The sequence below is a fragment of the Paenibacillus sp. BT-177 genome (assembly GCF_025846815.2).
GTDB lineage: Bacteria > Bacillota > Bacilli > Paenibacillales > Paenibacillaceae > Paenibacillus > Paenibacillus polymyxa_C.
In genome coordinates, this window is record NZ_JAOYTP010000001.1 from 850074 (window position 1) to 865019 (window position 14946).

Below are 14946 nucleotides of genomic sequence, written 5' to 3' on the forward strand. Positions count from 1 at the left end.
ACACCTACACAGTGCTTTCCTGCGTTGGACACATATCTCCGAGGTGAGTTCGCTTTGCACTGTCAACCGGCTTGCACCACCCGCCGGCTCTCTACATGTCCAGACAAAACTACTATTCCTCATCAGCGATTGTTTAACCGTTAATAATGGCACTATTATATTGAAAACCGCGAAAAAAGTCAAATAAAGACTACATTTGATACTAAACCCCATCTTCATACTAGTTGTCCATGACACATGAATACGAATGTTTTATAATAACTCCAAGTTACAATGATTCAAGTTGAGATGAGATAAGAAAGGTGAGCTGAGACATGGCACAGATTAAAATTTTCGGGATCAAAGAAAAGCTAAATCCGATCAAAAAGCAACTTTCAGAGGTAATTCACTCTGCCGTGGTGGATGCGTTCAACTATCCTCCAAACAAAAGGTTTCATCGTTTCTTCCCTATGAATCATGAAGACTTTATATATGCCGATGATCGCTCCGAGGCGTACACCATTATTGAGATCAGTATCTTTGAAGGCAGAACGACAGAAGCTAAGAAGCAACTCATCAACCTGTTATTTCAAAGAATTAACGATCTTTTGGGTATTTCTCCACAGGATCTTGAGATTACTATATTTGAAACCCCGAAACAGAATTGGGGCATTCGGGGTGTACCGGGTGATGAACTTCAGCTGAACTATAAAGTGAATATATGAGTGCAAAAAGACGCCCTTCATGACTTCATGAAAAGCGTCTTTCTTTTTCTATATTAGCTCAATGAATCCTAGCTATTTTACAGCGACATAAAAAAGTCTCGCCGCGTCATCTGCTGCTTCTACCCATTCAAAATCTGCATATACCTTCACATCACGAAAACCCGCTTTGGACAATTCTGCCTTCATCCAGTCTGGATCATAAGCACGCTGTACATGAATTTCCTCAAAACGCTGGTACAGATCGCGTCCTTCATGTTCTGCTTTCGCAAAGATACTGAGATGATGCTCAATTTCACAACGTGGAGTGTCCAATGCGCATGTCCAGATATACGAGATAGAGCGTTCATCCAGTACGAATGGTTGTTCTTCATCATAACGCAAAAAAGTCTGGGGGTGATGTACATCAAACAGAAAGGTTCCACCAGGCTTCAGACCAGCATACGTTCTGCGGAAAGTAGAAATGATATCTTCTTCCTCAAGTAAATAATTCAGGCAATCGCAAAAAGAAATGACAGAATCCACGGGCTCCGGTAAAATCCATTCTCGCATATCCTGCTGTATCCAGCGAACGCTTCCCTCACGAAACAATCGCTGTCCTTGAGGAGTGGTTTCCATTTTGCGACGGGCTACTGCCAGCATGTCAGAGGATAAATCGATGCCAGCCACCTCGAAGCCCGAGTTAACCAGTGGAATCGTAATTGAGCCCGTTCCGCAGCCCAGCTCGGCCACTGTATGTGGCATACCGTATCGATCCCAAGCCTGCCGTGCAAAGCGCAACCAGTCCGGGTACGGCATGTCCTGCATTAGCTCATCATACACATAGGCAAACTTGCGGTAAGAAGCCATCTTTTATTCCCCATTCCCGTCCTTCGGTTTAGGCATTGTCTCCACCAGGTAGGTCCAGTTTTCTTTTTGTGTAACCAGTCCTTCCTTCATCAGCTTGCCCATCGCACGCTTGAAGGCGGATTTACTGATACCAAACCGTTGTTTGATAATATCCGGCGGCGTTGCGTCAGAATATGGCATGCCGCCACCCGGACGTTCCTTCAGAAATGCAATTAACCGATCCGCATCCTCATCACGGCCTACTTCCTTGCGTGGCGACATCGCCAGATTGACCCGACCATCTTCGCGAACAAGCGTGACCCGTACCTTAACCTCCTCGCCCAAACGAAGCATGCGGTTACGTTCCGAGGAATGAATCATCCCTATTGCACCAAAACCAAGCACACCCCCGTCCACCAGGACGAATGTGCCCATCTGAAGCGGCTTGTACACCGTCGCCTGCACCCATGTATTAAGCCACGAACTAGGAGCATGGAAGCACAATGGAGCCAGTTCCTGCTCCCCTGCCAGCTTAGCTCGCAGTCTGCCTTGTTTGTCATGCTCCATAATGGCATACACGTAGTCACCCACACGAGGATGCAGATCCCGGTTTTCTGGCAACTCACGAATCGGCAGCAAAAGTTGACGACCCAGTCCCATCTCCAGGAAACATCCCAAACGCGGATGCACATCGGCCACCTCGAGCTTGGCCATTTCTCCCAAAGACAAGAACGGTTTTTTCATAGTTGCAGCCAAACGGTCCTCTGTATCGTGGAAGATAAATACCTCCAGCCGTTCACCCACCTCGATTTCACGAGTCAGCTCCGTATAATGCAGCAGCACATCCTGCTCGCCGACGGTAAGGAAGTAGCCGAAAGGCGATACTTCACGATCCACCATAATGGTGACATAAGTACCAGCGATCAAACTCATACCTTCTCCACAACCTTAGCATCCGACCAGAGTCGTTCAATGTTGTAATATTCGCGTTCGTCGCGATGGAAGACATGCACTACAACATCTCCCAAATCCATTAGAACCCAGCGAGCAGAATCCATTCCTTCGATCCCTTTGATGGCTACACCTTCATCATGAGCGCGTTTGCGAATTTCGGTTACAATCGCCTGTACTTGTGTATCCGAATTACCGTGGCAGATTACAAAATAATCCGCGACTAGCGATACTCCACGCAAATCCAATGCGACAATATTCATTGCCTTTTTATCATTAGCGGCCTCAACCGCCGTTTGCATTAATTTCTCATTCGTTAGGGTCATTCATGAACCTCCGTTTTTTTCTGTTTTAGCTGTTGAATCAAGTCATTGCGCGACAAGACCGTCAGCGGAAAAATAACCTTTTGCTTTTCCAGCAACAATGAAATTGTAGAGTCAAATCCAGCAATAAGGCCCTGCTCCAAACTTTTCTTTGCCTGTTTGCGGATATGTTCAACCCCGGGGAAATCCCGCCCTGGTTCGATGTAATCAGCCAAACACACGACTTTGTCCAGCAGGCTCATACCTACACGTCCTGATGTATGCCAGCGGATTGCGTTCCTTATTTCCGGATCATCCACTCCATAATCTCTTGCCGCAACGCAGTACCCTACCTCTGAATGCCAGAGCTGCTTGTCATGCTCCAATAGCTCCTGATCACATTCAGGATAGTTACGAATCACTTCTTCCATCTGTTGAACAGGCCAATATTTCGCCACATCATGCAAAATAGCCGCCAGTTCTGCCTTATCCGGGTCTGCCCCATAACGTTTTGCAAGGTCTACAGAGGTATGCATAACACCCAGCGTGTGTTTCCAGCGTTTTTCAGGCATCTGACCAGATACGGCTTCCATTAGCTGCTCACGGCTGTACTTCATACAAACCGCCCCTTGTAATATAGTCATGTACACGATCAGGCACAAGATAACGAATGGTACGGCCTTCTGCAGCACGCTCCCGTATATCCGTCGAAGAAATGTCCACCACTGGCATATCTGCCAGCAGTACCTTGTCCTGCAAATAATGTGGCAACTCATCCAACGCAAGCTGGAAGCCTGGTCGCCGCACCCCAATAAAACAAATCCGCTGCGCCAATTCCTCAATTCCCTGCCAATGAGGCAAGTAGTTCACCATATCCGCACCAATAATAAAATAAAAATCTACAGCAGGATGCAGCTCCTGAAGCTTCTTGATCGTGTCAATGGTATAGGATACCCCCCCGCGAAGCACTTCAATATCCAGCACTTCAAAAGCAGGATGACCCGCCACCGCTTCACTTGTCATCTCCAGACGCTCCTTGCCGCTTGCCCCCGCTTGATGCTTGTGCGGAGGAATATGAGAAGGCATAAACCATACTTGATCCAGCTCATAGGCATCTCTTGCCGCTTCTCCAGCCAGCAGATGTCCAATATGAATCGGGTCAAATGTACCACCCATAATACCGATTTTCATAATTTTCTCCCCGCGTATTATCCTCTAGGCAACTCAATTTGCTTATGATCACGAGATTCCTTGTACAAAATAATGGTGCTTCCAATAAGCTGTACAAGCTCGGAACCCGTCTCTGCTGCCAGTTCTTCCGCAATTTCATGTTTGTCGTCCAAACAGTTGTTCAAAATTTGTACTTTCATCAGCTCACGCTTTTCAATCGCATCATTGATGTGACGCATAAGATGCTCATTCGTACCGTTTTTACCTACTTGAAAAACTGGGTCCAAATGATGCGCCATCGAGCGCAGATATCTTTTTTGTTTACCTGTTAACATGTATATTTAACCCCTTCGTCGCCACATATGCAATGCGGCATTTCCATAATTTTAATGTATAATCCGATTTACGACAGGCTTCTCAGCACAGCCGCTCTCATTTGGTCTACTGCAGGGGCCACCCCCGTAAAATACTCAAAAGCCACTGCCCCTTGGTACACAAACATGCCCAAACCTCCATGTACAGTGCAGCCGCGCTGTTCACGGCTTTCGCGTAAAAGTCTCGTTTCCAGCGGGTTATAGATCAAATCACTCACAATGATTCCTTCCGGAATCAGACTCGTTTCCACTGGAAGCTCATCAGATAAAGGAGACATTCCCACCGAGGTTGTATTAATCAACACATCCACTGTCGTGAGCACATTCCTAGCTTCCTCGTTGGAATAGCCCATTACTGGAATTGCTTCTGTCGTCCACTCCAATGCCAGTTGTTCAGCTTTGTCACGTGTTCGGTTCAGAATAATGACCGATTCAGGTTGCTCCTCCAACAGGGCATGAATCACGCCCCGAGCAGCCCCCCCGGCTCCTAAAACAGCAATTCTTGCACCCTTTAACTCGACAGAAGTCTCTTCTTTGAGGGAACGCACGTAGCCAATTCCGTCCGTATTATAGCCCTTGAGCCGCCCATTGTCATTCACTATCGTATTGACAGCGCCAATGAGCCTGGCCCCTTCATCAATCTCATCCAGATATTTCATAATCTCAACCTTATGGGGAATCGTCACATTGACTCCGCGGAAATGCAAAGCACGAATCCCCTTCACGGCATCCTCCAGCTGATCCGGTGTGACATGAAGAGGTACAAAATCTCCATCAATCCCCGCTGCCTGTAAAGCTATTTTATGCATAAGGGGCGATTTGGAGTGCTTGATCGGATCACCCAATACGCCCAATAGTACAAGATCTCGTTCGATCGCTCCAGACTCCCCGCTGCTCATCGTTGTTCTCCCCCATATTGCAAAATATTAGGCCGCTCAAATACATGAATGGCGGCAGGAACCAGGTTGTGTTCCTTGCCGCCCTATCACTTGGTTACAGCATTGTTAAATCAACGCAGGCCGCAAAAGCACACGGACTCCCCGAGGAGCATGAACCGCTACCAGAGCTCCGTTCTCGCTATTTACCCTAATCCATCCCAAACCGGATATATAGATGTCCGATGGAGATTTGCGTGGAACACGGAACTCATGTCTGGTCCATTCCGGCATCTCTGCCAATTGATCACGTGTTGGCGGAGACAATAACTCCCCGGCATGATCAGCGAACAACTGATCAGCTCGCTCCAGCTTCGTACGATGTATTTTAAGACCACCGTTAATGTAGCAGGTAAATGATTGGTGCTGACCATCTACGAAATCAAATCGGGCCATACCGCCGAAAAACAATGTTTGTCCGGCATCAAGCTGATATGCAGCAGGCTTCAGCGGCTTGTCCGGCATAATTGCGCTCAGGTCCTGGCGGGAGACGATTTCACTGAACCGCCAAGGGTACACAATACCCGGAGTATCAATAATGTGCTTGCCGTCGTCGAGCGGAATATTCACCATATCGAGTGTAGTTCCTGGGTAACGGGATGTTGTGAGTTCCTGCTCCATATCGCTGTAATCACGAATCAAGCGGTTAATGAGCGTGGATTTACCCACATTTGTGGCTCCGACCACATATACATCGCGGTTACCACGCAGTTCAGATACCACATCCAGCAGACGGTCAAAGCCCTGATTTTTTTTAGCTGAGCACAGTACGATTTCTTCCGTGCGTAGCCCTTGCTCCTTCGCTTGCTTTTGTACCCAGTTACGTACCTTGTTCCAGTTTGTCACCTTAGGCAACAAATCGGTCTTATTAACTGCCAGTACAACCGGATTCGAGCCTACAAAACGCTGTAGACCGGAAATCAAGCTGCCTTCAAAGTCAAAAATATCTACAATGTGGATGACGAGCGCATCCTTGTCCCCAATCTGACTAAGCAGCTTCAAGAACTCATCTTGATCTACCGTCACCGAAGAGGTTTCATTATAGTTTTTGATCCGGAAGCAACGCTGACAGATGACTGGTTCGCGAGTTAATAATTTTTCCGGAATATATCCCGGAAGGTCCGGGCCAGTGGTCTGCATGACGATACCGCAACCACTACATTTGACGGCAGTTCCGCCGTCAGGTCTTTCAGTCATTCTTCTTTTCCTCCTCAAGCCATAAGCCTTTCTTACGTAACCTTGTGAGCGCGATTCGCTCCAACCGTCGATTAAATCGGGTCATGACTCCTTCATCATGAATGGATATCGGTAGTACCAGAACGGTATGCAATCCCATTCGGTTGCCTCCCAACACGTCCGTCAACATTTGATCCCCGACCATAATAGTCTCTTCCGGAGTAAGCCCCATCATACGAATGGCTCTACGAAAGGACGAGTTGGATGGCTTCCGGGCGGCATGTATAAATTCAATGTCCAAAGGCGTAGCAAACACGGATACACGGTCCATATTGTTATTAGACACGATGACAAGCTTAAAACCCGCCTGTTTGACCTTTTCAAACCAGGCCACCAGCTCGGGAGTTGCGTTCGGCGCTTTTGCACCAACCAGCGTGTTATCCAGATCCGTAATAATGCCGCGATATCCTTGAGCATACAAGCCTTCAAGATCAATATCAAAGACGGTATTCACCCGTAGCTTGGGCATCAGCATTTCAAACAACGTCGGTCACCTCAGTTTCATACGACAAACTATACCATATTACTATGGCTTAGTAAAAAGCTATCCGCAACAAACGGACAGCTTTTTACTAAACATATAGATTAAGATTAAAAATTGCGGCATCAAACCCAGTAAAAACAGACTAGCCTTCATCCTTCTGATCAGACTTTGCTCTTCGTCCAGCCCATCGTTTCATCCAGGGTCCCTTCTGCAATAGGGAGGCTTGCTGGCGAACACTACGCCAATCCTCCGCGGTTACCGACGAAGGACTATAACGCGCTTGTTCAAAGCGTCCTAGCAACTGATGTAAAATCGCAGCGCGTTCCGGTGCTTCTTGTGACCATCTGTCGACTGATTCCCTCAGTGTCTCATGGCTGGCACGGACAAAGCCTTTCCTTCGCATGTACCGTAACCAGTGTTCAGTTTCGACGACCACCTTCTCATCCGGGGTCAGCGGCTTACCTGTCCGTAAACGCAGCAGGTAAAAGTGAATGTCTGCCCGATTACGCCAGATGATATAAGCTACCCACAGCAGAAGAATGGCAACAGCAGAGCCTATGATTACAGGATGAATCTTAAATCCTTCCCCTGGATCCATCTGCGGGGCCTGCTCAGGCTGCTCTGGTTCTGGTTGATCTTTGACCTCTGGGGCGTCTAGAGTGTTTGAATCCTCCTGCTCCGTAAGCAACGGCATATCAAAGCCGGGCGTAGCTTCTACAGGAACCCAGCCATATTCTCCTAAATAGACTTCTGCCCAGGAGTGAGCATCCGCATTTGTCACGGAGTAAGAGGACATACTTTCATCACCATCGCCCGTTGTCGCATCATCGGAAAATGTCTGCTGACCAGGTGCATACCCTTTGACCCAACGAGCTGGAACCCCAACGGAGCGAGCCATCATGACTAATGAAGTGGAATAATAATCGCAGTAGCCCTCCCGAATCTCAAACAGAAAGGCATCCACGAAATCCCTGCTTCTTTTCCGCGAAAGATCCGGATTATTCGTATAGGCATAATTTTGCTGTAAATACTGCTGTAGCAATCCGACTTTTTCATACGGCGTTTTGGCCGTTGACGTTACGTTCCGAGCCAAATCACGAACCCGCTTCGGCAATTCGTCTGGAATTTGCAAATAGGCTTCCTGTTTGCTTTTTCCGTACAACTCATTAAAACTTTTTGTACGCAGTTCTTTCTCAGGGATTACAGGAACATGAGATACCAAGGTATACGTTTTAGGATAAGCAGTTCTTCGTGAGGATGGATTCCAAAGAAGTTCTGCCTGTTGCGGGTTCCAACGCAACCCGTTTGCCCGTGAATCTCTATCCACCGATTGGACACGATGCACCGAATAGGCACCAAACAGAACCGGGTAGCTCTGATCATTTTGCATTGTAACGGTCTGTACGACTTGTTCAGTAGAATGCCGCGTTTCTTGTGTGTTTTCAAGCTCAGCGGTCATCGGCACCTCATTTGGCGTTAGATCATCGTTCCCACCGTCACTCCAGCCTGTACCGGAATAGATTCGTTTTGTTTCTCCCCGCCAATAGCTTCGCTGATTAGTTGTGATGGTCATAACGGGCGAATAATCAAAATTAAAACCTCCACCCAACCGATTATCCTGGCGACTATAACCCGATGCAGTGTTCATGCGCTGATTCAGCGCCCCAGATCCATTGGTGGTTCCGGCGGTGGTTGAGCTGATGCGCTGGGTCCACGCTGTATAGGGGTCCGTCAAAGCAGGCTGTACCTCGGGCATATTCACACCTGCCATAATAATTAGCGCAAAAATGACGGCAATATTGGCCGCAATTTTATACGGATAACGCCGAATATGCTTCCATCCTTGAGGATAATGCTGACGAAAATACTGCAAATGTTGCGTCACTAGCCATCCCATACCAGCAAAGACGATCCAGGCAACCTCCTCCCACAGCACAGTTGGTGTGAAGGAATCAAGCACCGCCAGAGCTGCGATATTGATGCCCACAAAAACTAGAATCCGCTGCTTCGTTGTAACGATGAGCGGCACCATTTCAATGACTAGCCAAGCAATGAGGGAGAACCAAACATAAGGAGACATGTTAGATATAAATTGATCCAGACGATTGGCTACCCCACCGAAGGGGATAATGATGGAGTAAGACACTAATGTCCGATACAAAATAAAAAACAGCGTTACCGCCTTAACGACAAATTCAATCCATGGACGGAATGGTAGTAAAATCTTCACCAGCGCCAGCATTGTAATAGTCGTCAGTACAAGTGCTCTTGTCTCTTCCAGCCACAATTCGGAAGCAAAAGACACCCATTGCATGGCAATAATAATAATCCACAAGAAAGTAAAGGCGAGGGCCCAGGAGCTCTTTAACGATTGTAACCAGGTTTTCATTGTGTCCCTCCCCCCATTACAGCCGGGAGCTCTTCGAGGCTCTCAACATCGTAGCCCTTAATTCCCCTTGCACGAAGCATGCTCATCCACTTTTCAGCTTCTCCCTCGGCAGAACCTTCCCCGATATAGACGTGGCACGGGGTCATCCCCCGCGTATCAGCCCAACGGAGAAGCTCCAGCGCCTGATGATCCTTCAGTGGACTAATCAGTATAAAATAGCAACCTTGCGGAAACTGGCGCACACAGCTCTCTACAGCGGTCATCAAGCTACCTTGCGAAGTAGTGTGAATGTCTACCAAGTGATGCATCATTCGTTGTCGTTCCATCGTCTGCTCACTTGGCTGAAAAACAGTCCCCTTCTCTCCAGCTGTACACAGTCCGACCCCCATCCGCTCCCGTCCACCATATTCCAGCAATGAAGCGGTAGAAGATACAGCTAGCTCAAACTGATCGGCGTTTACATAATGCTTTGTTTGTACGTCGAGCACAAGCATCGTTTTGGGAACCGTCTCATGCTCAAATTCCTTGGATTTCCAACTACCTGTACGAGCCGTCGCATTCCAATGGATGCGTGAAAACCGATCTCCATATACATAATCCCGCACACCGTTGATTTGTGTCGTTTCACGACGCGTTCGAGTTTGAACGGTCTGCGGTCCAGACATCCTTGAACGGCGATCATTGATCTGCCAGTAGGGGATAAATACCGTTCGGGGGAGCACCCGAAATTCACCACGTGCATTCAACCTGCCCTTGTGCTCCAACAGGCCAAAGATGTCCTCGCTCACACATTCGGTTTCCTCAAAATAGTAGCTTCCTCGTTCTAAAGCAGGGGTTTGAAATGTAAGCTGGCCGCCCCCTTTCATACTGGGGATGACACTGTCTTCAAACGACCAGGATTCCCCCGTATGCCGCTTGAGCACCTCGCGAACAATGACATAGGGTAACGGAAGAAAGCCCGGAATGCTCAGACTGAGCTTTACGTGTACCTGATCTCCCGCATGCAGTAGTTCCCCGAACTCCGAGCCTTGCGAAAGTTGCCGATGGCCCTGAACGCGACGAACTCCACTCAGACCAACCATCCACAGATAAACAATTAACAGCGTAACCATTGACAACAGCATGACCGATGTTTTGCCACCCTGAAACAACAAATAAAGCAGGCACACCACCCATATAAGCAACATAAGCCAGATTCGACCTGATAGCCGGGGAAGCCTGCGCTTCCTTTTGACCATGTTCATTCCCTAAGAACGCTCCATTCGTACGGGTACATGAACCTGTCGGAGAACGGACTGCAGCACGGACTGGGCGTTGGAGCTATCGAGGCGTGCTTCGGGACGAAGCAGCAAACGGTGCGTCAGCACATAAGGTGCCAGCGCCTTCACATCATCAGGCAGCACATAGTCACGGTTATCCTGAAAAGCGTATGCCTTGGCAGCCATTACAAAAGCAAGTGCGGCGCGTGGACTAGCTCCCAGCAACACAGATGGATGTTCTCTCGTCGCACGCACAATATCGAGTAAATAGGACGTCACCGCTTCATCCATATAGATATCTCTGATTTCCTGCTGGATGTCAGCAATCTGTTCCATATGCGCTACAGCCTCCAGACGGTCTGCTGGCTGGCCCGTCTGATGATGAAGCAGCATGTTTCGCTCCGTCTCCAAATCAGGATAGCCCAAGCTGATTTTGAGCATAAAACGATCTAATTGTGCTTCCGGCAGCATATAAGTACCTTCAAAATCAATTGGATTTTGAGTGGCACACAGCATAAAAGGATGAGGCAACATATGAGTGTCCCCATCCACCGTCACACTTCGTTCTTCCATAACCTCCAGCAGAGCTGACTGGGTTTTCGTCGTCGCCCGGTTAATTTCGTCTGCCAGTAAAATGTTAGTCATAACTGGACCCGGACGGAAATAAAAACGCTCGTCCCGTGGATGAAATATAGATACCCCTGTAATATCGCTCGGTAGAATATCAGGATTACATTGAACGCGGCGATAATCACCACGCATGGATTTAGCAAGAGCCTTGATCATTTGCGTTTTCCCCGTACCCGGAACGTCCTCGATCAGAATGTGTCCACCCGCCAGCATAGCCGTAAGCAGTAATTTTATTTCAAAGGATTTCCCTAATATGCATGATTCCAGATTACAACGTATTGCAGATACAATCTGCACAGATTCTTGACGCACGGGCATAACTCTGTAAACCTCCTAGATAGCAACATGTTTCCTATTATTGTACATGAAGGTGGACATAGAGTACACTTAACTCCCTGCCCATATTATTCAAGCTCCATCTTCTCTTGCACGTATATGTTTTTCGAAACAGTCAAAAACCCTTCGGCTATCAAATCCGAAGGGTTGATTGTATACAGTTTATTTTACTTTTGTCCTATTTAAAGCACCCTGCTTTTATATGCTTCCTTTTGGACGAACAAACAAGCATGCCAGAAAAGAGAAAATAATCGCCGAGGAAATCCCTGCACTGGTCAGACTAAAGATCCCTGTAATGACACCAAGCCATCCGTCCTTTTCCAATTCGGTTAATGCACCGTGTACGAGTGAGTTACCAAAGCTGGTAATTGGAATCGTCGCACCCGCTCCGGCAAATTTGATAAGCGGATCATATATTCCGACAGCGTCCGCAATTGCACCTGCTACCACCAACGTACTCATTGTGTGTGCCGGAGTCATTTTGATAACATCCATCATCAACTGACCCACGACACAAATGGCACCGCCTACTAAAAAAGCCCATAGAAATATCATACTTTTCCTCCCGCTTCAAAAGCTACAGCATGTGCAACACAAGGAATGCTTTCACCCTGCTGTGTAGTCAAAGGAGATAATAACGCCCCGGTCGCCACGACCAGCACCTTTTGTAGTTCTCCCTTTTCGATCCGCTTTAACAGATGCCCATAGGTTACAACAGCCGAACATCCACAACCACTTCCACCTGCAATGACCTTCTTTTGTTTATTGATGTCGTAAATCAGTAAACCGCAATCATTAAATTCCGTTTGATTCATATCGAATCCATCTTTTTTGAGGAGCTCTTTGGCAATCGGCAGCCCTACAGAGGCTAAATCCCCTGTTACAATAAGATCATAGTAGCCTGGGTCCCTGCCTGTATCTCGAAAATGAGACAAAAGCGTGTCCGCCGCCGCTGGAGCCATGGCTCCGCCCATATTAAAGGGATCTTTAATGCCCATATCCATTACACGTCCAATGGTAGCACAATCGACCACCGTTCCTGACTTCGCATGTCCCACAATAGCCGCACCGGAACCGGTAACAGTATACTGAGCTGTGGGGGGCTTCTGTGCTCCGTATTCATTAGGATAGCGGAATTGCTTTTCCACGGTACAGTTATGGCTGGTTGTACCCGCCATTACGTAGTCGCCCGCCTCTGAATCCACAATAAGTGCTGCTAAAGCCAAGCTTTCCATCGACGTTGAGCAGGCTCCAAAAACGCCTAAATAGGGAATAGCAAGCTTGCTAGCCGAAAATGAGCTGCTGACAATCTGATTCATCAGATCACCACTGATGAAAAATTGCACTTCCTCTTTGTTTAAATTGGAATTAATTAACGCAAGCTCTGTAGAATGCTCAATTAATCTTCGTTCCGCCTTTTCCCATGTTTTCTCGTTTATTTCGATATTGTCATAAATATAATCGAAATCTGTGGACAACGGCCCCTCTCCTTCATCCGGGCCTACAACAGTTGCACTACCAATGATGCGCGGTCTCGACTCAAACTTCCAGGTTTGTCCTCCCTGTCTTCTCATAAGTGGTTGCCCCCCACACCGAGGATCGCGTATATAACGCCTACGATAAATGCGGCCACAACACCGAATACGACAACTGAGCCTGCCAGCTTGAACATATTTGCGCCCACTCCAAGTACCAATCCCTCGGAACGATACTCCAATGCAGCTGAACACATCGAGTTCGCAAAACCTGTAATCGGTACAGCGGTTCCCGCTCCTGCCCATTGGGCAATCTTATCGTAGACCCCGATGCAGGTTAATATAACAGACAACAAGATCATCATGGATGCAGTCGGTGCCGCAGCCTCTTTGGCGGGAATATGCATACCTGCCATAAAGGCTTCCTGGATCGCCTGCCCAATCACACAGATGACGCCTCCAACCAGGAAAGCACGCACACAATTGGCAAATACTTTTCTGGAAGGTTCATGCTTTTGGGAAACACTTTGATAGTCTTTCTCATTTATGGACAACGGCGACGAATTGGTACGAAAACCGCGCTGTCCTGACTTAGCTGGCATCATTCACCACCCCTTATTCGTAAGTTCCGCGCTTGGCGGTTCAGATTGCTTGGCTCCTTAACATTATGAGCTTTTAGGGGAAATGTTATGTCAGGAAAATGATATCGTGGACATTCCGTACAAATCCATTCATACTGAATACATGACGACCACTGGTTAATTAATAAGGAGTGAGGTATACATCATGGAAGCAAAAACATTGGAATTGTTTAAAACCTTAACAGAGTTCCCTTCTATTCCTGGACATGAGCGAGAGCTGCGGGCATGGGTTAAAGAACGAATATCCGGTTATACGGATGAAATCGTGCAGGACCGTTTGGGCAGTCTTTTTGGTGTGCTACGCGGGCAAGAAAGTGGACCACGTGTAATGGTCGCAGGACATCTGGATGAAGTTGGTTTTATTGTGAATGGCATTACGGAAAATGGAATGATTCGTTTTCAGCCGGTTGGAGGCTGGTGGAGCCAAGCCATCATGTCACAACGTCTTCAAGTATTGACCCCAAATGGTCCAATTATTGGTGTAGTTGGATCTGTCTCACCACATTTGCTCGATGAAGCGCAACGCAGCAAGCCGATGGACATCAAGCATATGTACCTGGATATCGGCGTAGACAGCAGACAGGAGGCGCAAGATCTGGGGATTGTGCCCGGAACGGCTATTGCCCCGATCTGTGACTTCACTCCACTTGCGAATCCCAAAAAAATCATGGCTAAAGCATGGGACAATCGATATGGTGTAGGCCTGGCGCTTGAGCTGTTGGAGGCATTACATAAGGAAAAGGACCAGCTTCCCAATACATTGTATGCAGGAGCTACTGTTCAGGAAGAAGTGGGACTGCGCGGTGCGCGCACAGCTGCCAATCTGATTCAGCCGGATATTTTCTTCGCACTGGATTGCAGTGCTGCCAACGATATGGGTGGAGATCCGAATGCATACGGACAGCTTGGTAAAGGAGCACTGTTGCGGGTATTTGATCCAGGTATGATTACACACCGCGGGATTGTGGAGTATGTGCAAGATATGGCGGATACCCACAAAATCAAGTACCAATATTTTATCTCCACTGGGGGAACGGATGCTGGTCAAGTGCACTTGAGCGGAATTGGTGTGCCATCCACCGTGATCGGCATATGTGGACGGTACATCCATACTTCCTCGTCCATTATTCATACTGATGATTATGATGCGGCCAAGGAACTGATCATTAAGCTGGTTCAAAATCTGGATCGCACAACGCTGAATACCATTATTGAACGAGCTTAAGAAGTAACAG

At 47.7% G+C, this 14946-nt stretch carries 17 protein-coding genes and 1 other annotated feature (1 of these 18 cut by a window edge); of the genes, 2 read left to right on the forward strand and 15 right to left on the reverse strand.

The window, feature by feature from the left end; genetic code table 11:
• Positions 1–135: a binding site (T-box leader), on the reverse strand; it reaches 123 nt to the left of the window's first position.
• Positions 136–314: 179 nt separating this feature from the next.
• Entirely contained in the window at positions 315–704 is a 390-nt protein-coding gene (locus tag OIU26_RS03880) for a tautomerase family protein (RefSeq protein WP_264215981.1), read from the forward strand.
• A 72-nt stretch (positions 705–776) separates the two neighbouring features.
• Here the strand turns inward: OIU26_RS03880 and OIU26_RS03885 are convergent, their stop codons facing one another.
• From OIU26_RS03885 to spoVAC, 15 genes are all read right to left on the reverse strand, one after another.
• Positions 777–1550 carry a class I SAM-dependent DNA methyltransferase gene (locus OIU26_RS03885; RefSeq protein WP_016821634.1) on the reverse strand — a complete coding sequence of 258 codons (774 nt, stop codon included), beginning with the start codon at positions 1548–1550 and terminating at the stop codon, positions 777–779.
• Positions 1551–1553: 3 nt separating this feature from the next.
• Positions 1554–2462, reverse strand: coding sequence for a CvfB family protein (locus OIU26_RS03890; RefSeq protein ID WP_013372198.1), 909 nt, complete (start codon positions 2460–2462; stop codon positions 1554–1556).
• Positions 2459–2806 (reverse strand): ribosome silencing factor, encoded by a 348-nt coding sequence (gene rsfS / locus OIU26_RS03895; RefSeq protein ID WP_013372199.1) that lies wholly within the window; start codon positions 2804–2806, stop codon positions 2459–2461. The genes OIU26_RS03890 and rsfS overlap by 4 nt, the downstream gene beginning before the upstream one ends.
• Complete coding sequence (yqeK, locus tag OIU26_RS03900) at positions 2803–3399, reverse strand: bis(5'-nucleosyl)-tetraphosphatase (symmetrical) YqeK (RefSeq protein ID WP_264215982.1); 597 nt, start codon at positions 3397–3399, stop codon at positions 2803–2805. Before yqeK ends, rsfS begins: the two co-directional genes overlap by 4 nt.
• Positions 3383–3973, reverse strand: coding sequence for a nicotinate-nucleotide adenylyltransferase (gene nadD, locus OIU26_RS03905; RefSeq protein WP_013372201.1), 591 nt, complete (start codon positions 3971–3973; stop codon positions 3383–3385). The genes yqeK and nadD overlap by 17 nt, the downstream gene beginning before the upstream one ends.
• A gap of 17 nt (positions 3974–3990) precedes the next feature.
• Complete coding sequence (gene yhbY, locus OIU26_RS03910; RefSeq protein ID WP_013372202.1) at positions 3991–4287, reverse strand: ribosome assembly RNA-binding protein YhbY; 297 nt, start codon at positions 4285–4287, stop codon at positions 3991–3993.
• A 68-nt stretch (positions 4288–4355) separates the two neighbouring features.
• Entirely contained in the window at positions 4356–5225 is an 870-nt protein-coding gene (gene aroE, locus OIU26_RS03915) for a shikimate dehydrogenase (protein WP_264215983.1), read from the reverse strand.
• A 105-nt stretch (positions 5226–5330) separates the two neighbouring features.
• The gene (gene yqeH, locus OIU26_RS03920; protein ID WP_013372204.1) at positions 5331–6458 is read right to left on the reverse strand and encodes a ribosome biogenesis GTPase YqeH; all 1128 of its coding nucleotides are present in this window, start codon (positions 6456–6458) and stop codon (positions 5331–5333) included.
• Positions 6451–6981: a YqeG family HAD IIIA-type phosphatase gene (locus tag OIU26_RS03925; RefSeq protein WP_013372205.1), complete on the reverse strand. Its 531-nt coding sequence runs from the start codon at positions 6979–6981 to the stop codon at positions 6451–6453. The genes yqeH and OIU26_RS03925 overlap by 8 nt, the downstream gene beginning before the upstream one ends.
• 142 nt (positions 6982–7123) lie before the next feature.
• Positions 7124–9370, reverse strand: coding sequence for a DUF3488 and transglutaminase-like domain-containing protein (locus tag OIU26_RS03930; protein ID WP_264215984.1), 2247 nt, complete (start codon positions 9368–9370; stop codon positions 7124–7126).
• Entirely contained in the window at positions 9367–10614 is a 1248-nt protein-coding gene (locus tag OIU26_RS03935; RefSeq protein WP_025675588.1) for a DUF58 domain-containing protein, read from the reverse strand. Before OIU26_RS03935 ends, OIU26_RS03930 begins: the two co-directional genes overlap by 4 nt.
• A 3-nt stretch (positions 10615–10617) precedes the next feature.
• A complete protein-coding gene (locus OIU26_RS03940; RefSeq protein ID WP_264215985.1) occupies positions 10618–11577 on the reverse strand; it encodes an AAA family ATPase in 960 nt (319 codons plus the stop codon).
• A 216-nt stretch (positions 11578–11793) separates the two neighbouring features.
• Positions 11794–12150, reverse strand: coding sequence for a stage V sporulation protein AE (gene spoVAE / locus OIU26_RS03945; RefSeq protein ID WP_013372209.1), 357 nt, complete (start codon positions 12148–12150; stop codon positions 11794–11796).
• Entirely contained in the window at positions 12147–13169 is a 1023-nt protein-coding gene (gene spoVAD, locus OIU26_RS03950; protein ID WP_013372210.1) for a stage V sporulation protein AD, read from the reverse strand. The genes spoVAE and spoVAD overlap by 4 nt, the downstream gene beginning before the upstream one ends.
• Positions 13166–13672 (reverse strand): stage V sporulation protein AC, encoded by a 507-nt coding sequence (gene spoVAC / locus OIU26_RS03955; protein WP_016821646.1) that lies wholly within the window; start codon positions 13670–13672, stop codon positions 13166–13168. The genes spoVAD and spoVAC overlap by 4 nt, the downstream gene beginning before the upstream one ends.
• A gap of 184 nt (positions 13673–13856) precedes the next feature.
• Between spoVAC and OIU26_RS03960 the strand changes: the two genes are divergently transcribed.
• On the forward strand, positions 13857–14936 hold the full coding sequence (locus OIU26_RS03960) for a M42 family metallopeptidase (protein WP_016324571.1): 1080 nt from the start codon (positions 13857–13859) through the stop codon (positions 14934–14936).
• Positions 14937–14946 lie beyond the last annotated feature (10 nt).

What these genes read in the sequence shown, in the direction of transcription:
- OIU26_RS03880 (WP_264215981.1), top strand. Translation starts at nt 315, where the DNA reads ATGGCACAGATTAAAATTTTCGGGATCAAAGAAAAGCTAAATCCGATC.
- OIU26_RS03885 (WP_016821634.1), bottom strand. Translation starts at nt 1,550, where the DNA reads ATGGCTTCTTACCGCAAGTTTGCCTATGTGTATGATGAGCTAATGCAG.
- OIU26_RS03890 (WP_013372198.1), bottom strand. Translation starts at nt 2,462, where the DNA reads ATGAGTTTGATCGCTGGTACTTATGTCACCATTATGGTGGATCGTGAA.
- rsfS (WP_013372199.1), bottom strand. Translation starts at nt 2,806, where the DNA reads ATGACCCTAACGAATGAGAAATTAATGCAAACGGCGGTTGAGGCCGCT.
- yqeK (WP_264215982.1), bottom strand. Translation starts at nt 3,399, where the DNA reads ATGAAGTACAGCCGTGAGCAGCTAATGGAAGCCGTATCTGGTCAGATG.
- nadD (WP_013372201.1), bottom strand. Translation starts at nt 3,973, where the DNA reads ATGAAAATCGGTATTATGGGTGGTACATTTGACCCGATTCATATTGGA.
- yhbY (WP_013372202.1), bottom strand. Translation starts at nt 4,287, where the DNA reads ATGTTAACAGGTAAACAAAAAAGATATCTGCGCTCGATGGCGCATCAT.
- aroE (WP_264215983.1), bottom strand. Translation starts at nt 5,225, where the DNA reads ATGAGCAGCGGGGAGTCTGGAGCGATCGAACGAGATCTTGTACTATTG.
- yqeH (WP_013372204.1), bottom strand. Translation starts at nt 6,458, where the DNA reads ATGACTGAAAGACCTGACGGCGGAACTGCCGTCAAATGTAGTGGTTGC.
- OIU26_RS03930 (WP_264215984.1), bottom strand. Translation starts at nt 9,370, where the DNA reads ATGAAAACCTGGTTACAATCGTTAAAGAGCTCCTGGGCCCTCGCCTTT.
- OIU26_RS03935 (WP_025675588.1), bottom strand. Translation starts at nt 10,614, where the DNA reads ATGAACATGGTCAAAAGGAAGCGCAGGCTTCCCCGGCTATCAGGTCGA.
- OIU26_RS03940 (WP_264215985.1), bottom strand. Translation starts at nt 11,577, where the DNA reads ATGCCCGTGCGTCAAGAATCTGTGCAGATTGTATCTGCAATACGTTGT.
- spoVAE (WP_013372209.1), bottom strand. Translation starts at nt 12,150, where the DNA reads ATGATATTTCTATGGGCTTTTTTAGTAGGCGGTGCCATTTGTGTCGTG.
- spoVAD (WP_013372210.1), bottom strand. Translation starts at nt 13,169, where the DNA reads ATGAGAAGACAGGGAGGACAAACCTGGAAGTTTGAGTCGAGACCGCGC.
- spoVAC (WP_016821646.1), bottom strand. Translation starts at nt 13,672, where the DNA reads ATGCCAGCTAAGTCAGGACAGCGCGGTTTTCGTACCAATTCGTCGCCG.
- OIU26_RS03960 (WP_016324571.1), top strand. Translation starts at nt 13,857, where the DNA reads ATGGAAGCAAAAACATTGGAATTGTTTAAAACCTTAACAGAGTTCCCT.